General features: G+C 60.3%; 20 protein-coding genes and 1 pseudogene. 16 read left to right on the top strand and 5 right to left on the bottom strand.

Going from position 1 to position 20,655, the window contains the following annotated elements:
- The first annotated feature begins 5 nt into the window (after positions 1–5).
- The 10 genes from HMPREF0045_RS04975 (at position 6) to HMPREF0045_RS04930 (ending at position 13,785) form a co-directional block, all read left to right on the top strand.
- On the top strand, positions 6–2,606 hold the full coding sequence (locus tag HMPREF0045_RS04975; protein WP_005986115.1) for an NADH-quinone oxidoreductase subunit G: 2,601 nt from the start codon (positions 6–8) through the stop codon (positions 2,604–2,606).
- Entirely contained in the window at positions 2,607–3,908 is a 1,302-nt protein-coding gene (gene nuoH / locus HMPREF0045_RS04970) for an NADH-quinone oxidoreductase subunit NuoH (RefSeq protein ID WP_005986114.1), read from the top strand. It begins immediately after the preceding gene.
- Positions 3,905–4,573 carry an NADH-quinone oxidoreductase subunit NuoI gene (gene nuoI / locus HMPREF0045_RS04965; protein WP_005986113.1) on the top strand — a complete coding sequence of 223 codons (669 nt, stop codon included), beginning with the start codon at positions 3,905–3,907 and terminating at the stop codon, positions 4,571–4,573. The genes nuoH and nuoI overlap by 4 nt, the downstream gene beginning before the upstream one ends.
- A complete protein-coding gene (locus HMPREF0045_RS04960; protein ID WP_005986112.1) occupies positions 4,573–5,508 on the top strand; it encodes an NADH-quinone oxidoreductase subunit J in 936 nt (311 codons plus the stop codon). The genes nuoI and HMPREF0045_RS04960 overlap by 1 nt, the downstream gene beginning before the upstream one ends.
- Positions 5,505–5,804, top strand: a complete 300-nt coding sequence (gene nuoK / locus HMPREF0045_RS04955) for an NADH-quinone oxidoreductase subunit NuoK (protein WP_005986111.1) — start codon at positions 5,505–5,507, stop codon at positions 5,802–5,804. The genes HMPREF0045_RS04960 and nuoK overlap by 4 nt, the downstream gene beginning before the upstream one ends.
- An 11-nt stretch (positions 5,805–5,815) precedes the next feature.
- Positions 5,816–7,822: an NADH-quinone oxidoreductase subunit L gene (gene nuoL, locus HMPREF0045_RS04950; RefSeq protein WP_005986110.1), complete on the top strand. Its 2,007-nt coding sequence runs from the start codon at positions 5,816–5,818 to the stop codon at positions 7,820–7,822.
- Between the two features lie 13 nt (positions 7,823–7,835).
- Positions 7,836–9,383: a complex I subunit 4 family protein gene (locus HMPREF0045_RS04945; protein ID WP_005986109.1), complete on the top strand. Its 1,548-nt coding sequence runs from the start codon at positions 7,836–7,838 to the stop codon at positions 9,381–9,383.
- Positions 9,380–11,026 carry an NADH-quinone oxidoreductase subunit NuoN gene (gene nuoN / locus HMPREF0045_RS04940; RefSeq protein WP_005986108.1) on the top strand — a complete coding sequence of 549 codons (1,647 nt, stop codon included), beginning with the start codon at positions 9,380–9,382 and terminating at the stop codon, positions 11,024–11,026. Before HMPREF0045_RS04945 ends, nuoN begins: the two co-directional genes overlap by 4 nt.
- Positions 11,023–12,129 carry a polyprenyl synthetase family protein gene (locus HMPREF0045_RS04935; protein WP_005986106.1) on the top strand — a complete coding sequence of 369 codons (1,107 nt, stop codon included), beginning with the start codon at positions 11,023–11,025 and terminating at the stop codon, positions 12,127–12,129. The genes nuoN and HMPREF0045_RS04935 overlap by 4 nt, the downstream gene beginning before the upstream one ends.
- 189 nt (positions 12,130–12,318) lie before the next feature.
- A complete protein-coding gene (locus HMPREF0045_RS04930; protein ID WP_005986105.1) occupies positions 12,319–13,785 on the top strand; it encodes an FAD-dependent oxidoreductase in 1,467 nt (488 codons plus the stop codon).
- Positions 13,786–14,032: 247 nt separating this feature from the next.
- Here HMPREF0045_RS04930 and HMPREF0045_RS04925 read toward each other — a convergent pair whose 3' ends face one another.
- Positions 14,033–15,283 (bottom strand): DNA recombination protein RmuC, encoded by a 1,251-nt coding sequence (locus HMPREF0045_RS04925; RefSeq protein ID WP_005986103.1) that lies wholly within the window; start codon positions 15,281–15,283, stop codon positions 14,033–14,035.
- Between the two features lie 135 nt (positions 15,284–15,418).
- On the opposite strand from HMPREF0045_RS04925, the gene HMPREF0045_RS04920 reads away from it, so the two are divergent.
- The 6 genes from HMPREF0045_RS04920 (at position 15,419) to HMPREF0045_RS04900 (ending at position 18,763) form a co-directional block, all read left to right on the top strand.
- Positions 15,419–16,198 (top strand): GNAT family N-acetyltransferase, encoded by a 780-nt coding sequence (locus HMPREF0045_RS04920; protein ID WP_005986101.1) that lies wholly within the window; start codon positions 15,419–15,421, stop codon positions 16,196–16,198.
- Between the two features lie 34 nt (positions 16,199–16,232).
- On the top strand, positions 16,233–17,318 hold the full coding sequence (gene ychF / locus HMPREF0045_RS04915; protein ID WP_005986098.1) for a redox-regulated ATPase YchF: 1,086 nt from the start codon (positions 16,233–16,235) through the stop codon (positions 17,316–17,318).
- A 192-nt stretch (positions 17,319–17,510) separates the two neighbouring features.
- Positions 17,511–17,756 carry a type II toxin-antitoxin system RelE/ParE family toxin gene (locus HMPREF0045_RS10090; protein ID WP_231196680.1) on the top strand — a complete coding sequence of 82 codons (246 nt, stop codon included), beginning with the start codon at positions 17,511–17,513 and terminating at the stop codon, positions 17,754–17,756.
- On the top strand, positions 17,683–18,051 hold the full coding sequence (locus tag HMPREF0045_RS04910; RefSeq protein WP_005986096.1) for a HigA family addiction module antitoxin: 369 nt from the start codon (positions 17,683–17,685) through the stop codon (positions 18,049–18,051). Before HMPREF0045_RS10090 ends, HMPREF0045_RS04910 begins: the two co-directional genes overlap by 74 nt.
- Positions 18,052–18,200: 149 nt before the next feature.
- Positions 18,201–18,395, top strand: a complete 195-nt coding sequence (locus HMPREF0045_RS04905) for a type II toxin-antitoxin system VapB family antitoxin (RefSeq protein ID WP_005986094.1) — start codon at positions 18,201–18,203, stop codon at positions 18,393–18,395.
- On the top strand, positions 18,392–18,763 hold the full coding sequence (locus HMPREF0045_RS04900; protein WP_005986091.1) for a type II toxin-antitoxin system VapC family toxin: 372 nt from the start codon (positions 18,392–18,394) through the stop codon (positions 18,761–18,763). Before HMPREF0045_RS04905 ends, HMPREF0045_RS04900 begins: the two co-directional genes overlap by 4 nt.
- Before the next feature lie 35 nt (positions 18,764–18,798).
- On the opposite strand, the pseudogene HMPREF0045_RS10980 reads toward HMPREF0045_RS04900, so the two are convergent.
- The 4 genes and pseudogenes from HMPREF0045_RS10980 to HMPREF0045_RS04890 all read right to left on the bottom strand — a co-directional run.
- Positions 18,799–18,960, bottom strand: a pseudogene (locus tag HMPREF0045_RS10980) (immunity protein Imm33 domain-containing protein); the annotation flags it as partial.
- Position 18,961: 1 nt separating this feature from the next.
- Complete coding sequence (locus HMPREF0045_RS04895) at positions 18,962–19,513, bottom strand: ankyrin repeat domain-containing protein (RefSeq protein WP_005986087.1); 552 nt, start codon at positions 19,511–19,513, stop codon at positions 18,962–18,964.
- 15 nt (positions 19,514–19,528) lie between these two features.
- Positions 19,529–19,990: a GH-E family nuclease gene (locus HMPREF0045_RS11320; RefSeq protein ID WP_196793396.1), complete on the bottom strand. Its 462-nt coding sequence runs from the start codon at positions 19,988–19,990 to the stop codon at positions 19,529–19,531.
- 206 nt (positions 19,991–20,196) lie between these two features.
- On the bottom strand, positions 20,197–20,655 hold a 459-nt coding region (locus tag HMPREF0045_RS04890; protein ID WP_005986084.1), incomplete at its 5' end, for a WD40 repeat domain-containing protein.

Genomic DNA, 20,655 nt, shown 5'->3' with positions numbered 1-20,655 from the left:
CTTCTATGACCGACCTGGTAAACATCAAGATCGACGGCGCCACGGTAGCCGTGCCCAAGGGTACGTTGCTAATCCGCGCTGCCGAACAGGTGGGCGTGCGCATCCCGCGTTTTTGCGACCACCCGCTGCTAAAGCCCTCAGCTAACTGCCGCCAGTGCCTGGTGGAAGTAGCTATGCCCGGGCGTGACGGCGTCGTACGCAAGATGCCCAAGCCCCAGCCCTCCTGCGCCATGACCGCCATGGAAGGCATGGAGATCGAAACCCAGGCAACCAGCCAGGTAGCTGCCAAGGCCCAGAACGGGACCATGGAGTTCCTGCTGATCAACCACCCGCTAGACTGCCCGGTCTGCGACAAGGGTGGCGAATGCCCGCTACAGAACCAAGCGCTTAAGCTCATGGAACAGGGCGGCCAGTCCATCACCCGCTTCACCGACGTTAAGCGCACCTTCCCCAAGCCGCTGCGCCTAACCAGCCAGATCCTGCTAGACCGCGACCGCTGCATCCTGTGCCAGCGTTGCGTGCGTTTCGCAGACCAGATCGCTGGCGACCGCTTCATCGCTCTGCAAGGACGCGGTGGCGGTCACCCCGCCGGCGAGCACTCGGGGATGTACGGTGAGCAGATTGGCCGCTTTGACGCCACCGCCCTGGACTTCCACGAACCCGGCGACTATGCGGGCACGCAGGACATTCGCGGCGAGCACCACCTGGTTCCCGACCCCACCCTGGCCGGCCCCGGTGGCCAGAGCGGCGTGCAAGACGGTCTAACCGCCGGCGCTGAGGTGGCCAACCAGGATGTAAGCGGACGTCCCTTCGCTTCCTACTTCTCGGGCAACATCATCCAGATCTGCCCCGTAGGTGCCCTCACCAGCGCCAAGTACCGTTTCCGGGCCCGCCCCATGGACCTGGTTTCCACCGACTCGGTAACCGAGCACGACGCCTCCGGCTCCGCCATCCGCGTGGACATGCGTCGCGGTGTGGTGCTGCGCCGCATGGCCGGCAACGACCCCGAGGTCAACGAAGAGTGGATCACCGACAAGGACCGCTTCGCCTTCCCGTGGGCCAGCGCTCCGGACCGCCTGACCACCCCGCTGGTACGTGAAGCTGACGGCACCCTGGTTCCCACCAGCTGGCCCGACGCTCTCGACGTCGCCGCGCAGGGCCTGGCTAAGGCCATCGCCGCTGGTGGCGTGGGTTTCCTACCAGGCGCCCGACTGACCCTAGAGGACGCTTGGGCCTGGTCGCGCTTTGCCCGCACCGTGGCCCACACCAACGACATCGACCAGCGAGTACGCCCCGCCGGCGCTGAGGATGAAGCCTTCATCGCCGCTAACGTGGCTGGTCGCGGCCTTGGCCGCGTCACCTACACCAGCCTGGAAAGCGCCGGCACGGTGCTGCTGGTGGCCCTAGAGCCTGAGGACGAGTGCGGTTCGCTGTTCCTGCGTCTACACAAGGCCGTAAACAACCGTGGCCTCAAGGTGCACACCGTGGCTCCGATTAAGAGCGCCGGTTCGGTAAAGCTACGCGCCAACATCATCAGCGCCACCCCCGGTAGTGAGGTTGCCGCTGTTAAGGCCCTGCCCGCCGAGCTAACCGAGGCCCTTAGCGCAGAGGGCGCCACCATCCTGGTTGGTGAACGCGCCGCCGAGGTGCCCGGCCTGCTCAGCGCCGTCGACGCTTTGGCTAAGCGCACCGGTGCCCGCCTGGCTTGGGTGCCGCGCCGCGCCGGTGAACGTGGTGGTATCGAGGCTGGTACCCTGCCGGGCTTGCTGCCTGGTGGTCGCCTAGTTGCCGACGACGCCGCCCGCGCCCAGGTTGAGCAGCTATGGGGCGCCCTGCCCAGCGCTGCCGGCCGCGACACTGAGGCCATCCTTAACTCGGTGCTCAGCGCCGACGGCCTAGACGCCCTGGTAGTTGGTGGCGTTGACCTGCGCGACTTTAGCGACCCGGGACTGGCCCGCACCGCCATGAGCGAAGCTGGCTTCCTGGTACAGCTAGAGGTGCGCCGCTCAGAAATCAGCGAGCACGCCGACGTGGTCTTCCCCGTGGCCCCGCCCGTAGAAAAGAACGGCACCTTCGTTAACTGGGAAGGCCGCGTGCGTCCCTTCGGTCAGGCCCACGTTTCACGTGCCCGCACCGACCGTCAGGTACTGGCCATGCTGGCTGCAGAAATGGGATCTGACCTGCACGTAAATGACCTAGCTGAGCTGCACCGTGAGCTAGCCGGCCTGGGCATTAGCGCAACGCATCCTAACATGCAGCCCACCAGCGCCGTCGCCACTAGCAAACTGGCCCCCGGGCAGGCCTACCTGGCCACCCACAAGCCCATGCTTGACGGCGGGCGCCTACAGGACTTCGAAGAGCACCTGGCCGCCACCGCGCGCCGCCCGGTGGTCTACGTGGCCCGCGAACTGGCCAAGGCTAATGGCATCCACTCCGGCAGCCAGCTGCAAGTCAGCACGGAAACCGGCTCGATCACTTTGCCGGCGGTAATCGCACCGCTAGCACCCAACACTGTTTGGCTTCCCGAATGCTCGGCCGGTTCCACCGTGCGTCAGAGCCTAGGCGGCGGCCAAGGTCTTATCGTTAATCTCTCGGAGGTGAAGTAAATGCACGCCGTCGTTATGACGCTGCCAACCGCAGCCGGGGTAACTGCGGACTTTTCTGACACCCCCTGGTGGATTACGCTGATCAAAGCCGTATTCCTAGCGGTATTTTTGATCCTGTCCGTGATTATGGCGCTGTGGGTTGAACGTCGCGGCCTGGGCCGTATGCAGACCCGTCTAGGGCCTAACGTTAACGGTCCGCTAGGTCTGCTTCAGGCTGTTGCCGACGCAGGCAAGCTGATCATGAAGGAAGACTTCTGGCTTAAGGGCGCCGAAAAGTTCATCTACCTGCTGGCCCCCACCATTGCCGCCTTCTGTGCCTTCATGGTTTACGCGGTGATCCCCTTTGGGCCTTCGGTGAGCTTCTTTGGTCACCACACCCCGCTGCAACTAACTGACTTCCCGGTCTCGGTGCTTTACATCCTGGCTATCACCGCCTTTGGGGTGTACGGCATTGTGCTAGGTGGTTGGTCTGCCCACTCCACCTACCCGCTGTTTGGTGCAGTGCGTAGCGCCGCCCAGGTGATCAGCTACGAGCTGGCCATGGGTCTGTCCATTGTGACCGTGTTCCTGGTTTCAGGTTCCATGTCCACCTCCGGGATTGTGGCCGCACAGACCAACCTGTGGTGGTGTGTGGGCTTGCTGCCCAGCTTCCTGATCTACGTCATCTCCATGATTGGTGAAGTTAACCGCCTGCCCTTCGACCTTCCTGAAGCTGAAGGTGAGCTGGTGGCTGGACACATGGTGGAGTACTCCTCCATGAAGTTCGCCTGGTTCTTCCTGGCCGAATACATCAACATGTTCAACGTGTCCGCCGTGTGCACCACCTTGTTCCTAGGTGGCTGGAGCGCCGGCCCGCTAACCCTGATTTGGCAGGGCGCCGACTCTGGCTGGTGGCCGGTACTGTGGTTCATGGCCAAGATCTGGGCCTGCATGTTCTTCATGATTTGGACCCGTGGTACTTTGGTGCGTTTCCGCTACGACCAGTTCATGCGTTTTGGTTGGAAGTTCCTGATTCCGGTGGCTCTAGCCTGGTTTGTGCTGGTGGCCATTGTGCAGGGCCTGCGCGCCTTCACTGACATGGACGCACAGCAGCTGCTGCTGGGTCTAAGCGTGATCTGCGTGGTGACCATGGTGGTGCTGTTCTTCTGGCCTGAATCTAAGTCCGAGAAGGAAGAGCCTGAAAGCGACAAGTTTGACGCTTTCGCCGGTGGTTACCCGGTCCCGCCGCTGCCCGGGCAGGAACTGCCTGTCTCTACCCGCCACGCAGTGCCCGCCAAGTCTGCTAAGGAGGTTGAAAAGTGAGTAAAAAAGAAATTGATGCCTCCAACCACGACCAGTGGCTGCGTGACGAGCCTTCGGCGCTAGCTAAGCTGCTCTCGCCCCTGGCCGGCTATGGGGTAACTATTTCCTCCATGTTCCGTCCGGTGGAAACTGAGCGTTACCCCTTTGAAAAGCCCCGGGTTATGCCTCGCTTCCACGGCCGTCACCAGCTCAACCGTTACGACGACGGGCTGGAAAAGTGCATTGGTTGTGAACTGTGTGCTTGGGCCTGCCCGGCTGACGCGATCTACGTTGAGGCCGCCCCCAACACTCCCGAGGCGCAGTACTCTCCCGGTGAGCGTTACGGGCGTGTCTACCAGATCAACTACCTGCGCTGCATTTTGTGCGGTTTTTGCATTGAGGCCTGTCCTACCCGCGCGCTAACCATGACTCATGAAATTGATGAGCTGGTAGGTGACGGCCGCGAAGGTCTGATCTACGAAAAGCAAAACCTGCTAGTTCCCTTGCCTGAAGGCGCACTAGCTGCCCCGCACCCGATGGCGCAGGGCTGCGAAGACAGTGACTACTACCGTGGCGAGGTCAGCGGCCCCACCCAAAACCAGGTGGATTGGGTACGTGCCAACCGTCCCGATGACCCCAGCCTGGCCACCGTGAAAGTCGTAAACCAGAAGGAGGCTGTGCGCTAATGGCAACTTCACTAGCCACCGCCCTTTTGCCCGCCCCACAGCTGGGCTTGGGCGAAAGCATCCTATTTGGGGTAGTCGCCGTTATTGCGGTGGTGTGCGCCCTGGGCGTGCTAACCGCTAAGCGTGCGGTCTACGCGGCCGTAAACATGATCATGATCATGATCTGTTTGGCCACCCTTTACATTGCTAACTCTGCCCCGTTCCTGGGAGCAGTGCAGATTGTGGTCTACACCGGTGCGGTCATGATGCTTGTGCTATTCGTGATCATGCTGGTGGGTGTGGCCGCAGACGAGTCCATTGCTGACACTGTGCGCGGACACAAGGTCCTCTCCAGCCTGATGGGCTTGGGCTTGGTAGTCACCCTGGTGACGGCGCTAATGCGTTCGCAGCTGGTGGGCCCGGCCAAGTTCTCAGCTGCAATTGCTGATGACTCCATTGGCTCCCTGGCCCAGGTGCTGTTCAACGACTACTCCACGGTTATGGAGCTAACCGGTCTGCTGCTAATCACCGCCGCCCTAGGCGCCCTGACCCTAACCCACCGCGAAAGCCCCAACAAGCGTCGCGGCCAGGCACAGGTTGCTAAGGACAAGCTTGAGGCCTACGCCAAGCACGGCCAGCACCCGGGTCAAAAGCCCTTCTCCGGTGTCTACGCCACCACCAACAGCGCCGCTGCCCCGGCGCTGGACGCTTCCGGCAAGCTGCTTGACGAGTCGGTTTCACGTGTACTGCGCATTCGTGGCCAGATGCTAAACACGGGCGCCCTGGTGCCTAAGGCCAACGCACCCTTCCCGGTAGAAACCGAAGCCCAGGTTGAAAACGCAGTGCACGGTCACTCCGGCATGGACGCCATGAACGGTGCTCCGGCCCCGCAGGTGAGCCAGCCTCTGGCCGCTGAAGCCGAAACTAGCGCTGACGCTGCTAAGGAGGAAAAGTGAGCCTAAGCGTTTACGTAGTCCTGGCCGTGGTGCTCTTCAGCATTGGTGCACTCACCGTGCTGCTGCGCCGCGACGTGATTATTGAACTAATGGGGGTGGAGCTGATGCTTAACTCAGCTAACCTCGCCCTGGTTACCTTCTCACGTCTGCACGGCAACCTTGATGGTCAGGTTTTTGCCTTCTTCGTGATGGTGGTTGCCGCAGCTGAAGTTGTGGTGGGGCTATCGATTATTGTGTCCATCTTTAAGACCCGCAGGAGCGCATCTGTTGATGACGTTGACCTGCTCAAGCACTGAGAGGAAAACCGGTGAACTTTACTCCTCTCGCAGTACAAGCCACTAGCCAGGATGTGCTAGCCGTGCCCGCTACAGGTTTGCTGGCCTACGCCTGGCTGCTAATTGCCATCCCGGCCGCTAGCGCCGCCCTGTTGCTGGTGCTGGGACGTCGCAGCGACAAGTGGGGCCACTGGCTGGCTCTGGCTGCTGCTGGTTTTGACGCCTGCTTTGGGCTAACCCTGATCTGGAAGCTGCTAAGCCTTCCGGGCTCCCAGCGCGTAACCGACTACCACCTGTGGCGTTGGTTCAGCGCCGGCAAATGGGAGCTAGACCTGGGCGTGCGCGTTGACCCGCTGTCGCTGACCTTCGTGGGGCTAGTTACCTTCGTGGGTTTCTTGATCCACGTTTACTCCGTGGCCTACATGTCCCACGACCGTGACCGTCGTCGTTTCTTCGCCTACCTGAACCTGTTCGTGGCAGCCATGCTCACCCTGGTTCTGGGGGACAGCTACCTGGCCCTGTTCGTGGGTTGGGAAGGCGTGGGTCTGGCTTCCTACCTGCTAATTGGTTTCTGGAACACTGCCGACGCCGACGCTCCCGACGCCGTCAAGGCCACTAGCGCCAAGAACGCCGTCGCCGCAAAGAAGGCCTTCGTAATGAACCGTGTCGGTGACATGGGTCTGCTGGCCGCCATGATGGCCATGATGAGTGTGGTGGGCTCGGTTGACTTCGACGCCGTCCTGCCCGCCGCCACTACGGGTGCCGTATCCACCGGCTGGCTGACCGTTATCGGCCTGTTCCTGCTGGTGGCAGCCTGTGGTAAGTCTGCACAGTTCCCCTTGCAGGCCTGGCTGGGTGACGCCATGGCTGGCCCCACCCCGGTGTCGGCCCTGATCCACGCGGCCACCATGGTTACCGCCGGTGTGTACCTAATGGTGCGCTCGGGCGCTATCTACCAGGGTGCCCCTGACGCCCAGCTGGCCGTGGCCATCATTGGTGCCATCACGCTGCTGTTCGGTGCCATTGTGGGTTGCGCCAAGGACGACATGAAGAAGGTACTGGCCGCCTCCACCATGAGCCAGATTGGTTACATGATGCTGGGTGCGGGTCTAGGCCCCATCGGCTACGCCTTCGCTATCTTCCACCTGCTCACCCACGGCTTCTTCAAGGCCCAGCTGTTCCTGGGTGCCGGTAGCGTCATGCACGCCATGAGCGACCAGGTCAACATGCGTCGCTTCGGTAACCTGCGCACCGCCATGAAGATCACCTGGATCACCATGGGTATCGGCTGGATCGCCATCCTTGGTTTGCCGCCTTTCTCCGGCTTCTTCTCCAAGGACAAGATCATTGAGGCTGCTTTCGTGGGTGAAGGTGTGCGCCCGTGGATCCTGGGTTCCATTGCCCTAATTGGCGCCGGAATCACCGCTTTCTACATGTCGCGTCTGTTCTTCATGATTTTCCACGGCAAGGCCCGCTGGACTACTGAAGCTGACCTGGAAGGCCCGGTACACCCGCACGAGTCTAGCCCCTGGATGACCGTCCCCATGATCATCTTGTCGGTGTTCTCAGTGGGTCTAGGTGGCGCGCTCAGCTACGGTAATGCCTTTACTAACTGGCTCACCCCGGTAGTTGGCTACCACGAGCACGGCGAGCCGGTTGTGGCTGCGCCGGTAATCATGGCTGCCACCTTGATCCTGGTAGTGGCCGGTGTGGCCCTGGCTTGGGTGATGTATGTGCGTCGCCCGGTAGCCACCGTGGTTCAGCCTTCCAACGTTCTGGTTGAAGCTGCACGTCACGACCTATACCAAGACAACCTCAATGAGGCTGTGGCCATGCGCCCGGGTAAGGCCCTGGCCGATGGTGCTGACCGCTCTGACCGTTACGTCATCGACGGCGTCATTGCCGCCCTGGTGGCCACGGTTAAGGGCTCTGGTAAGGCTGTTACTGCCGCTCAAAACGGTTATGCACGTTCCTACGCCGCTTACATGCTGGTGGGGGTTGTCGCCTTGTTGATCGCCCTCGTCGCCGCCCAAATTTGACGGGAAGATGTAAATGTACACGTCAGTAATTAACGCTTCATTCCCGGTGCTTTCCATCGCGGCGGCAGTGCCCATGCTGGGTGCGCTCCTACTATGGTTAGTGCCTGCAACCCGCCGCCAGGCTAAGCTCCTGGGCATGGTGTTCTCGCTGGTAGACCTAGGTTTAGCTGGTCACATGCTGGCCAACTATGACTACTCGGCTACCGACAAGCTACAGTTCGCCCAGTCTGCCAGCTGGATCCCCATGTTCGGGGTGAGCTGGTCTCTGGCGCTGAGCCCGATCTCGCTGGCCATGGTGGTACTAGCCCTGACCCTAGTCCCGCTGGTGCTTATCGCCGCTCGCTCTGACGTAAGTCAGGAGCAGCTAGGTGGCTTCACTGGACACGTACTGGCTCTGGAATCGTTCATTGTGGTGATTTTCAGTGCCCAGGACCTGTTCGTCTTCTATCTGGCTTTCGAAGCCATGCTGATCCCGGTCTACTTCCTGATCGGTAACTACGGTGGCCCCCAGCGTCGTCGTGCAGCTATGAAGTTCCTGCTTTACTCGCTGGCCGGGGGACTGGTCATGCTGGTGGCGGTATCTATCGTGGGTGTGCACGCCTACGGCAACCCCGAGGGCTTCACCTTCACCCAGATGGCCACCACCTATAAGGAGCTAGGCCAGAGCGAACGCACCATCATGTTCATCTGCCTGCTGGTGCCGTTCATCATCAAGGCCCCCATGGTGCCGCTGCACACTTGGCTGCCTGACACCGCCGAGCAGGCCACCCCGGGTACCTCCGTGCTGCTGATCGGCGTGCTGGACAAGATCGGTACCTACGGCATGATCGTGATGTGTGTGCCGCTGCTGACCAGCGACATGCACTGGGTCTCGCTGACCATGATGAGCCTGGCGATTGTGGCCATTATTTACGGCGGCTTGGCTGCCATTGTGCAAGACCACCTGTACCGCCTGATTTCCTACACTTCGGTAAGCCACTTCGGTTTCATGGTGCTGGGTATCTTCGGTGGCTCGATTGCTGGTGCCAGTGGCGCCATGGTTTACATGGTGGCTCACGGCCTGTCGATCGCGGGCCTGTACCTGATCTCTGGTTTCCTGGTGCGTCGCACCGGCACTGCACGCCTGTCCGAGATGGGCGGTATTGCCCGTGTCAGCCCGGTTATTGCCGGTACCTTCCTGTTTAGCGCCCTGGCTTCAATTGCCCTGCCGGGCCTGAGCGGGTTTGTGCCTGAGTGGCTGGTGCTCACCGGCACCTTCTCAGTCTCGACGGCGGCCGGCCTGTTCGCCCTGCTGGGTGTGGTTATTGCGGCTCTGTACGCGCTATGGCCCTACCAGAAGGTATTCACTGGTGCACCCAAGGAAAAGTACGTGGGTATCGGTGACCTGAACAAGAGCGAAAAGCTGCTGATCACCCCGCTGCTGATCGCCATGCTGGCGCTGGGTCTATTCACTGCGCCGCTAACTAACTTGCTAGCCGAACAAGCCGAGCTGATCAGTGCCTACACCGGCCAGCCCGAGCAGGTTTCGGTAGTCCTGTCCCAGGGAGGGGAAGCCAAGTGAACGAAACTGCTGCTACCGCAGCCCAATTTAACTGGGCTGCCTTGGCCCCCGCACTAGCGGTGGCGTTAACCGCAGTCCTCGGGGTGCTGGTTGAGGCCCTGGTGCCGCGCGCTTGGCGCCCCACCACTCAGCGAGTACTGGCTGTGGCCGGTGTCGCGGTGGCGATTGTGCTGGCCACGGTACGTTGGCTAGATACCCTCACCCCCACCAAAGAGGTGGTTAACCAGGTAAACGTGGGCCAGCTTGACTTAAGTTCAGTGGCTTACGGGTCTATCGCTCCGGGTCTGGTGGAGGACCGCTTCTCGCAGGCAGCCTCCCTGATTTTGCTGGTGATTGGCCTGCTCAGCGTGTTCTTGCTGGCTGATCGCACTAGTGCTCGCGACGGCGCCATTGCCGCCCAGGCCGCTGACCGTCCCGGCAGCGCTGAGGAAGCTCAGTCCCTGCACTTGGGTTGGCAGACCACTGAGGTTTACCCGCTGACTCTGCTGAGCCTAAGCGGCATGATGCTGTTTGCTAACGTAAACAACCTGGCGGCACTGTTTGTGGTGCTGGAGATTATCTCCCTGCCCCTGTACGTGCTTAGCGCTACCGCCCGCCACCGTCGCCTGCTCAGCCAGGAAGCTGCCCTGAAGTACTTTATTTTGGGTGCCTTTGCCTCTGGTTTCCTACTGTTTGGTTCCGCGCTGATTTACGGTGTTTACGGCGTGCTGGACTACAGCCTGCTAGCTAAGGGCATGACCCGCTGGGCTCAGCTGGGCGCGCCTGGCCTGCTGGTGCCGGTGGGCGTGATCTTGATTGTGGTTGGTTTGCTGTTCAAGATTGCGGCAGTGCCCTTCCACTCTTGGAGCCCGGACGTATACCAGGGTGCCCCCACCCCGGTTACCGCCTTCATGGCTAGTGGGGTTAAGGCTGCCGCCTTCTTCGCCCTGTGCCGTTTCGCTTTCACTGCTGGGCTGTACCCGCTGTTCTCTAAGGCGGCCACCAGCCAGGTGCTGTACTGGTCGCTGTGGGTGATTGCGATTGCCACCATGCTGGTAGGTACCGTCGGTGGTGTACTACAAAAAGACATCAAGCGCATGTTGGCCTACTCGGCTATTTCTCACGCCGGCTTCATGCTGATCGCCATTATTGGGGCCCAGCCGGTTTCGCTGACTGCGATTGCCCTGTATTCGCTGGTTTACGGCCTGGCCACCATCGCCGCCTTCGGCGTGGTCAGCCTGGTGCGCCGCAGCCACAACGGCATCAGCGCTGAAGCTAACGAGATTGCCAGCTACGCCGGTTTGGGTAAGACCAACCCGATGCTGGCTGCCGCCATGGCCCTGGCACTGCTGTCCTTCGCCGGTATCCCGCTGACCGCCGGTTTTGTGGGTAAGTTCCAGCTGTTTGTCACCGCCGCCTCGGGTAACACCCTGTGGCTGGTTGTGGCCGCAGTGGTGTGCTCGGCAATCACCGCCTTCTACTATGTGCGAGTTATCTCCAACATGTTCTTCCGCAAGCCCGCCCAGGGCGTGGAGGTTGTAGTTAGCGACGGATTCGCCCTGGTAGCTATCTTCGCGGCAGTGGTTGGTACCATCTTCCTAGGCGTATACCCGCAGCCGGTTATGCACTGGCTTAGCCAGGTAGCCGTTATGCTGGTTCCGTGAGTAGCGCATTGCAGTTAGACGTTCCAGAGCTAGAGGAAATTATTGTTCCTCAGCTTGACGAGGTAGAGGCGCGGCTGATGGAGGTAGTCTCCAACGCTGACGAGACCATCAACCCGCCTACCTCACACCTAGCTGCCGCTGGTGGTAAGCGGCTGCGTCCCATGCTGGTGCTGCTTACAGCCCAGTTAGGCGACGCCGCCGCAGCCTGCTCACAGCAGGTGCATGATGCAGCCGTGGCTGTGGAACTGACCCATATCGCCACCTTGTACCACGACGACGTCATGGACGATGCCCCCAAGCGTCGCGGGGCGCCGTCGGCACAGATGGTGTGGGGTAACTCAGCCGCGATCCTAACCGGCGACATTCTGGTGGCACGCGCCTCCCAGATGGTGGCCGCGCTGGGGCCCGACGCGGTGCTAGCACACGCCCGCACTTTCGAGCGCCTATGCACCGGCCAACTGCATGAGACCCTGCCGCGCCCTGAGGGCGTGGACCCGGTGGATCACTACATTCAGGTGCTAGCTGATAAGACCGGTTCGCTGATTGCCCTGTGCGGGCTTTACGGCACCATGCTTACCGGCGCGGGCGCTAAAGCCCAGCAGATTGTGGAGCTTTACGGTGAAAAGATCGGGGTGGCTTTCCAGCTTGCCGACGACGTCATCGATATTTGCTCCGACTCAGAAACCACCGGTAAAACCCCCGGCACTGACCTGCTGGAAGGGGTAGACACCATGCCGGTGCTGCTGCTGCGGCAGCGTTTGGCTTCCGGTGAGCTCGACAGCGCCGGCCAAGCCATTTTGTCGCTGCTGTCTAGCGGTAACTTGCAGCGCCAGCAGGTGCTTAGCGATGTAGTGCAGCGTCTACGCAACCACCCGGTTACTGCCGAGACCCGCGCTATGGCTGGGGCTTGGTGTGATGAGGCGGTAGCGGCCCTGGTTGATTTGGACGACGCCGTCGTCGAAGCTACCCGCACCCGCCTGGAAGCTGAGGGCTTAAGCGAGGCTGAAGTGGCCCAGGGAGTTGAAAGCGCCCGTAGCCGCGCCCAGCTGGTACGCAGAGGCCTGGAGGACTTCGCCCACCTACTGGTGGATCGCGCCGCCTGAAACACTTTGGTGTTTTAACAATTAGCACAACGGCTCACTAAAGGGCCGCGTTGACCACAAAACTACCCTCGCCAGCGGCGGGGGTAGTTTTCTTGGGGTAGCCTTAGAAGCGCTTGCTGAGGGCTGCCAGTGCGCTAACCGTAAAGCTTGCCCTTACTTCCTAATCTCCGTTTATTCTTGAGGAAAATCGTGACCGCTCTAAACGTTGCAGTGATTGGTGCTGGCCCGGCCGGCATCTACGCCTCGGACATCCTGTCTAAGTCAGGCTTGGACGTTAACATTGACCTGTTCGAGCGCCTGCCTGCACCCTACGGGCTGGTACGTTACGGCGTGGCTCCTGACCATCCGCGTATCAAGCAGATCATTGTGGCGCTATACAAGATTTTGCAGCGCGGCGACATTCGCTTGATCGGTAACGTGGAAGTTGGCCGCGACGTGAGCGTAGCTGAGCTGCACGAACACTATGACGCCATTATTTTCTCCACCGGCGCTGACACTGACGCGCCCCTGAACATTCCTGGTGCTGACGCCCCCGAATGCTACGGCGGCGCTGACTTTGTTTCCTGGTACGACGGTCACCCGGACCACCCGCGCACCTGGCCGCTAGAGGCTAAGGAAGTAGCCGTACTGGGTGTGGGTAACGTGGGCCTAGACATTTCCCGCGTGCTAGCTAAGCACGCTGAGGACCTGATGGTCACCGAAATCCCTGAGAACGTGGCCGAAATTCTTAAAACCAACCCCTGCACTGACGTGCACGTCTTTGGCCGCCGTGGCCCGGCTCAGGTTAAGTTCACCCCCCTGGAGCTGCGCGAGCTAGGCAAGCAGCGTGACGTGGATGTGCTGGTGGATGAGGCTGACTTTGAGTACGACGCCGGCAGTGAGGCTGCGCTCAAGTCCTCCAACCAGCAGCGTCAGGTAGTTAAGGCGCTTGAGGGCTACGCTATGCAGGAGCCTGAGGATCTAACCGCCTCGCACCGTATTCACATTCACCTGTTCCAGTCTCCCGCCGAGGTGCTTACCGACGACGCTGGTCACGTGGTGGGTCTGCGCACTGAGCGCACCCGTCTAACCGGTGACGGCACGGTGGAAGGCACCGGCGTGTTCACCGACTGGCCGGTACAGGCTGTTTACCGCGCCATTGGTTACGCCTCCAGCCCGATCGAGGGTATGCCTTTTGACTCTAAGCGCCACGTGATTCCTAACGAGGGTGGCCGCGTATTGGGTGAGGACGGCAAGCCGTTGACCGGTATGTACGCCACCGGCTGGATTCGCCGTGGTCCGATTGGTTTGATTGGCTCCACCAAGTCTGACGCCCAGGAAACCATTACTAACCTGGTGGCTGACGCTAACGCTGGGCTGCTGCACGCCACCACCGACGCCGTGGGCCACGACGCCATGATTGCGCTGCTTTCTAGCCGCGACATCCCCTTCACCACCTGGGAGGGTTGGGAGCTGCTAGACGCCTACGAGCGTCAGCTAGGTGAGGACTTTGGCGAGCTGCCTAACGGCAAGACCCGTGAGCGCGTCAAGGTGGTTAACCGCCACGCCATGGCTGACATTTCGCGCGGCAAGCAGGCCCCGCAGGACCTAATCGGTCAGCCTGACACCGACCGCGTGCCCGAGCGTGTAGCCCACCGCCTACCGGCTCAGGACTGACTGCCTGGCACGGGCCGGGCCCGGCGCTAGCCTAGAGGAGCTAAAAACAACGCATAAAACGGCGTTGTTTAGGCGCAGGCGCTAGCCTGGCACAATAGTGACCAAACGTGCAGGCCGCAGCTTAGCTGCGGCCTGCACGCCTGTTTAGCCTGGTTTAACGCATTAAAACCTGGTTCGGCTGGTTAACTCTGGTTTAGCGGTTTAGTCTGGTTAGCGGGTTAACCTGGTTTAACGCTTTAGCGTTGGTTTAATGCGAATCGTCTAAATCAGGATTAGTTAATTCAGGGGCACTAAAACTCCTGATTTGGGCCGCCTCGCTGGCAATTGGGCTGGGGCTAGTGAGCGTGTTGCCAAGGTTTTCTAGGCCCTTGGCGGTGCTTAGCAGGTTCTTCTCAATTGAATTCACGGTCTTGTTATAGGTTTGCACGCTGCGGCGCAGGCTGGCGCCTAAATCATCCATATAGCGAGCCACCGTACCCAGGCGCTTATACAAGGTGGAGCCGATAGCCAGCAGCTGACGGGCGTCGTCGTTAATAGCATTTTGCATCCAGGCATCAGCAACCGTACGGGCCACCGCCAACAGCGAGATGGGGGTGGTTAGCAGCACCCCGTTAGCCAGGGCGTATTCAAGCAGGCTGGCATCCACCTCCAAGGCGGCGCTAAGCACCGCCTCAGAGGGAATAAACATGATGGTGAACTGGGGGCCCTGGCCCAGCTGCTCGGGGTAGTTACGGCGAATGAGCTCATTAATGTGTGAACGCACCGCAGCAGCGTGATCGGACAGGTAAGAGTTGGCTGCGTCCTGATCGCCTTTAGCGCCCGCATCAGCGCCGCGCAGGAAGGCATCCAGAGGAGCTTTAGCGTCAATGGCCAGGAATTCCCCACCGGGCAGCAAAATCGTGGCGTCTGGGCGCGCAGAGCCGTTAGTGGGGGAGGGGGCCGCGTTTAAAGAGCCAGCGCGGTTTTGTTTACGTAAAGTGGACACGCTTTTTTGCAGCTCAAAATCGATATGCTCGCTCATCCCGCCCAGCTCCAGGACCCGGCGCAGCTCCATCTCACCCCACATGCCGCGCGCTGAACGTGAACGCAGCGCCGATTCCAGGGAGGCGGTGGAGGCCCGCAGGCGCTCCTGGGCAGCGTCTGAAGCCCGCAGACGCTCAGCAATTATTGCGTTCTGTTTGGAGCGTTGCAGCTCCATTTGCTCAACCCGCAACGCCATATGCTCAAGCTGCTCGCGCACCGGCTCAAGGGCGGTGAGTACCGCGCCATCTTGGCGGGCCCGCTGCTGAGCTTCCAAAGTGCGTTGCTGTTCAGTACGCAACTGCTGCTCCAGGGCCTGTGCGCGGGCGCTAGCCCCGGCGGCGTCGGCCCTAATGCGAGCCACCTCCCCGCCGTTAGCTGCCAGGCGGGCTGCGCGGGCCGTGGCTAGGGCCCAACCCAACGCAACACCAAGTGTGATACCCAACAACAAAAGAGCAATTGCGTTAACGATACTCATAATTTCCTACTATCTCAGGTCTATACCCCGCAGAAAGCCGCCATTTTTGCGCTCTTAGCGACGACGTCGTTACTAACTGCAGTAAAGCTTTATATGCGATGTGGGCTATAAGTCACGGAAAACTAGCAACATGCTATGAGCGATACATGTTACCGTTTTGTTGTAAAGCTGGATCGTAATCTTGGAGTCGTTTTGGAATACCGCGCGGGTACTGTGCAGGATCTGGATGTTTTGGCCCGCATTGGTGCGGATGCCTTCTCAGACTACCCCCTGTTTCGGCTGACAGAGCCGGAACTACGGCCGGGTGTAACCTTCGACCAGTTTCACTTCGCCTTGCACCGAATGCTGGTGAAAATTTTCCTTAAGCGCGAATCTGTGCTGGTGGCTTGTGAAGACGGTAAGCCGCGTGGTTATGCGCTACTGCAAAAGCAAGAAATGCCTTTTTTGCCTTACCTACTTAACGGCGGTGTAGGCCTACTAAAGTACATTCCGCTAAAGCCGCTACTAGAATTCCTTACCCTTACCGACGCGGCTGACCAGCACGTAAAACTAAACACCCACTATGACTGGTTCCTGGAAGTTATCGCGGTGCACCCCGAACACCAGGGGCGCGGCATTGGTACCGGCATGTTGGATGTAGGTATCGCCAAGTTTGTAAAGGCCACCGGCGGCTCTAACTACGCCTTTGTTACCAACACCGCTAAGAACGCCCGTTTCTATGACCACAACGGCTGTCGTGAGCTGGCTGTAAGCCACCTGGACTACCGTGGCCGGGAAATCAACGTGTGGGCTTTCAAGAAGGAACTAGACAAGAAGAAGTCCAAGCCCGCCAAGGATGCAAAGGCCGGCACTAAGGACGTCAAAGCTGCCGATGAGGCTAAGCCCGCCAAGAACACTGAGGAAACCAGCAAGTAATCAAAGCGGGTCGCAAACCCGCTAAACTAGGCGTGTGGCTCTAACTATCGGAATTGTGGGACTGCCCAACGTAGGCAAGTCCACCCTGTTCAATGCGCTTACCCGCGCAACCGTCCTGGCGGCTAACTACCCCTTTGCGACCATCGAACCTAACGTGGGTATCGTGCCGCTTCCCGACGCGCGCCTGGATAAACTGGCGCAGATTTTCGGTAGTGAGCGCATTTTGCCCGCTACGGTGTCTTTCGTTGACATTGCTGGAATTGTGCGTGGCGCTAGCGAAGGTGAAGGCCTGGGCAACCAGTTCCTGGCTAACATTCGTGAAGCTGACGCGATCTGCATGGTCACCCGCGCTTTCGATGACCCGGACGTGGTGCACGTAGATGGCAAGGTTGAACCGTCGTCAGACATCGAAACTATTTCCACCGAGCTGGTGCTGGCTGACATTCAGACCCTGGAAAAGGCCATCCCGCGCCTGGAGAAGGAAGTGCGCGGTAAGAAGACAGATCCCGCCGTGCTGCAAACCGCTAAGGACGCTTTGAAGGTGCTTGAGGAAGGCACCATGCTTTCTGCCGGCGCTAAGGCAGCCGGGCTGGATACAGACATTTTGCGTACCTTCCAGCTGATGACCACTAAGCCGTTCATTTACGTTTTCAACATGGACGACGCCGGCATGCACGATGAGGCCAAGCAGGCTCAGCTGCGTGAACTGGTTTCTCCCGCCGAGGCCATCTTCCTAGACGCCCAGTTTGAAAGTGAACTGGTGGAGCTAGAGCCGGCCGAGGCCGCCGAAATGCTCGCCGACAACGGCCAGGCCGAGTCTGGTCTAGACCAGCTGGCTCGCGTGGGCTTTAAGACCCTGGGCCTGCAAACCTACCTGACCGCTGGCCCCAAGGAGGCGCGCGCCTGGACTATCCACCAGGGCTGGACCGCCCCACAGGCTGCCGGCGTGATCCACACCGACTTTGAGCGCGGCTTCATTAAGGCTGAGATTGTCTCTTTTGACGACTTGGTGGAGTACGGCTCTGTAGCTGAGGCCCGCGCCCACGGCAAGGTGCGCATGGAAGGCAAAGACTACGTTATGGCCGACGGCGACGTAGTTGAGTTCAGGTTTAATGTCTGAGCCTAGCTTTAAATAGGTTCTAACAAGGCCGGGTCGAGCATTGAGCGTGGCCCGGCTTTGTTGTTGTGGTCCGTCTGGCAGAGGAAAAGTGAGAATGTAAGAACAGCACGGCTTAACGGTTTGCGTTAATAACGAGATTCGATATATTCTTGCGTCATAATCCAGTCATTCGGGGATCGTCAGACTGAGCGGTTGTTTGCGAGGGATCCTGTTCCTTCCCTCGACGCGCGCATCGTGCGCGTCGCACTGCGCAAGTTGCGGCAGATTGACGCCGCGTGTCGTCTCGAGGATCTTCGGGTTCCTCCGGGCAACCGGCTCGAGCATCTGCGCGGTGATAGAGCAGGACAGTACAGTATCCGAATCAATGATCAGTGGCGTATTTGCTTCAGGTGGGGCGACGCTGGTCCAGAAGGGGTTGAGATCGTTGACTACCACTAAAATTGCTCCGATTCACCCGGGTGAAGTCCTCATGGAGGACTTCATCGAGGGTTTTGGAATTACGCAGCATAAGCTTGCCGTCGCTATCGATGTTCCGCCCCGTCGTATCAATGAGATCGTCCATGGGAAGCGCGGGATCACGGCGGATACTGCCATGCGGCTGTCCCGCTACTTTGGCACGACCCCGGGGTTCTGGATGAACCTGCAGATGCGCTATGAGCTCGATCGTGCCGAAGATATGCTGGGGGACACGTTGAGCGGAATCGTTCCGCTCACGATGGTCGAAGTCGCCTAAAAGGTCTCAATCTGACGAGGCAGTGGCCGGGTCGCGCGAGGGCGTGGCCCGGCCTTGCTGTTGGTCAGAGGGGGCGCGAGCGTGAGTGAGCATCAATAGTCGAATCAAATGATGACGCTCACGATGCTATCCTGAATGTGGAGGTAGCCATGAGAACCACTGTGACACTCGATGATGACCTGCTCGCGCGCGCCGAGGAACTGACTGGGATCAGTGAACGATCCGCGTTGATCAGGGACGCGGTTGAGCTTCTCGTTCGTATTGAGACGGGACGGCAGCTCGCCGAGCTCGGCGGCAGCGATTCGGCGGCGGAAGCTGCGCCGCGGAGCCGCAGGCGCGCATGAGGGTCCTCGTCGACACGAACATCTGGATCGATCACCTACGAAAAACTGAGCCGGTCCTGGTCGACCTGCTCAAGCGCGACCAGGTGTGCGTGCACCAGAGCGTCATCACCGAGCTCGCGTTGGGGAACCTCAAGAATCGATCGATCTTCCTGAAAGCGCTTGAGCGCTTGATGATCGTGCGCAATGTTGATGATCAGGGCGTGCGGCATCTCGTCGAGGAGCGGCGCCTATGGGGGAGGGGCCTCAGTGCTGTCGATGTGGCACTTCTAGCGAGTGCTGTCGTAACCCCCGGTGTGGCGTTGTGGACGCGTGATAAGCGCCTGCGCCAGGCTGCACGTGACATGGGCGTGTTGGCGGACCTTGACTGAGGGGTTCGCGTCTCTTTCGAGGCAGTGGCCGGGTCGGCCAGGTACTCCTCGGTGTCGCGGTCGGACAGGATACGCCAGCCCGTGTCCTGCGGGGCGATGGGCGCCTCGCGGATCAGCCACTTGATGTTGCCCGTCCGCTCGACGATCTTGCGTGAGACGATCGCAGCCCCGGCGTTGATAATGTACGTGGGGGTCATGTCATGCGTCCTGGGTCGAAATGGTGGTGTCGATGCCGAGGCGTGTGGCGATGCGATCAGCCAGTGCTTGTCGGTGGGGCCATCGGCGAGCAACGTCGTACACGGTATCGTGCGAGCCTGTTAGCTGTGCGTCGAAACCGGGGTCGTGCGCCTCAAAATACAGGTCGTACAGGGGAGTGAGTTCCTGTTCAGAATACTCCTGGTTGGAGATCAGGTGGACGAGGGGGATACATCCGTGGGCGTCGGGCGCCCCGAGGGGGACGCCGCGTTCGATGAGGCGGCGACACAGGGCAACATCCTGGGTGATGTCGTGCGCGCATTGCGAGAAGAGAATGTGGAACGGGTTCGTTCCATCCTTGGTACCCGCGTCGAGAACGCACTCGCGGTCTAAGAGGAACTCGCACATGGGGTAGCGCTGCGCAGGGTCGATGTTGCTGATCGCCTCAATGAATAAGCTTCTGCCCCAACGCACACGCTTCTCGTCCCCGACCTGATACAGTCCCATGAACTCGCCGAAGGTTCCCATGTACGCAACTGTGAATACTGACTTCATAGACGGCTCCAACCGTTACTCATCGATACGAGCCCTGTTTCTTGATGAAAATTCGACTCTGTAGTTGCCCGCCGTATTGTACCAATCGCGAAACTCTGCTGGCGTCATCTCATCATTGACGTATGACCTCCATACGTCACTGTACTTATCTGGCTCTTCAGAGTTGAGTGTGGGTGAGCGGGTGTTGGTTGGGGGTTGGGGTGACTTGCTCAAGGCCACGGGCGCGTGGTGGTGGAGGTGATCGACGCGCCTTGGGTCGGGGTCCCGGCAAGGATCCGGTGGCACAATACGGCGCTGGATATGCCGCGAAACCACCTGCCAGACGGTGACATTCCTGGAGCACAGCGAGAAGGTGTGCGCGCCCCGGGCAGGTCTGGCACCGTGTACAAGAACTGGCTGGCCGGGCGCGGAAAAGACTTGCGCGCCGGGTGCCAATCGCGATGCTAGATCCCCTTCCAGGGACAGCAAGAACGCCATCGCCTACGAGCCGGGCAACTGCCCCAGAGCAACCCTCGGCTACCGCACCCCCACAGAAGCATTCAACCAACTCATTGCTACCACCCATTGACACCGCCGGTTATGCACTCGTGGATAGGTTATTTGCCTATCCACATGCTCGTAACCTATCCACGCGCGAGCGCGCTGCCAGGGATAGGCGGCACCAGCGCGCCTCGCACGCGCAGTTACGCGATCGTCGCCCCGGGGCCCAACGGGGGCAGGGGGCCGTCGATTTCGACGGGAATGCGCTCGAGTGCGCCGCCGGGGTGCTTGGCGTAGCGTCCGAGCCAGCGCCACGCGTCCAGGCTGGCACCGATGACTCTGGTTTGGTCGGGGGTGAGGACGGCGCACTCACCTTCGGGTAGGAAAGCAATGAAGAAGCGCACTTGCTCGCCGGTGGTGGCGTCCCAGATGCGGGCTGTGTCGTTGTCGGATGCTGTGAGGATGTGGTGGCCGTCGGGCGACCACGCCACCGCGCTCACCCAGTCGGTGTGTGTGAGTGTGAGTGTGTTGTCTCCTGTGGTGGCATCCCAGATGCGTGCCGTGCGGTCGGCGGATGCTGTGAGGATGTGGTGGCCGTCGGGCGACCACGCCACCGCGCTCACCGGATCGGTGTGTGTGAGTGTGAGTGTGTTGTCTCCTGT

The organism is Actinomyces graevenitzii C83 (assembly GCF_000239695.1).
GTDB lineage: Bacteria > Actinomycetota > Actinomycetes > Actinomycetales > Actinomycetaceae > Actinomyces > Actinomyces graevenitzii.
This window is presented reverse-complemented; position numbering and strand designations above follow the sequence as displayed.

Excerpts from the sequence above, each read along its gene's own strand:
- nuoH (WP_005986114.1), top strand. The coding sequence starts at position 2,607 with ATGCACGCCGTCGTTATGACGCTGCCAACCGCAGCCGGGGTAACTGCG.
- HMPREF0045_RS04920 (WP_005986101.1), top strand. The coding sequence starts at position 15,419 with ATGAGCGATACATGTTACCGTTTTGTTGTAAAGCTGGATCGTAATCTT.
- HMPREF0045_RS04945 (WP_005986109.1), top strand. The coding sequence starts at position 7,836 with ATGTACACGTCAGTAATTAACGCTTCATTCCCGGTGCTTTCCATCGCG.
- HMPREF0045_RS04975 (WP_005986115.1), top strand. The coding sequence starts at position 6 with ATGACCGACCTGGTAAACATCAAGATCGACGGCGCCACGGTAGCCGTG.
- HMPREF0045_RS04925 (WP_005986103.1), bottom strand. The coding sequence starts at position 15,283 with ATGAGTATCGTTAACGCAATTGCTCTTTTGTTGTTGGGTATCACACTT.
- HMPREF0045_RS04900 (WP_005986091.1), top strand. The coding sequence starts at position 18,392 with ATGAGGGTCCTCGTCGACACGAACATCTGGATCGATCACCTACGAAAA.
- HMPREF0045_RS11320 (WP_196793396.1), bottom strand. The coding sequence starts at position 19,990 with ATGGCGTTCTTGCTGTCCCTGGAAGGGGATCTAGCATCGCGATTGGCA.
- HMPREF0045_RS04910 (WP_005986096.1), top strand. The coding sequence starts at position 17,683 with ATGATCAGTGGCGTATTTGCTTCAGGTGGGGCGACGCTGGTCCAGAAG.
- HMPREF0045_RS04895 (WP_005986087.1), bottom strand. The coding sequence starts at position 19,513 with ATGAAGTCAGTATTCACAGTTGCGTACATGGGAACCTTCGGCGAGTTC.
- HMPREF0045_RS04960 (WP_005986112.1), top strand. The coding sequence starts at position 4,573 with ATGGCAACTTCACTAGCCACCGCCCTTTTGCCCGCCCCACAGCTGGGC.
- HMPREF0045_RS04905 (WP_005986094.1), top strand. The coding sequence starts at position 18,201 with ATGAGAACCACTGTGACACTCGATGATGACCTGCTCGCGCGCGCCGAG.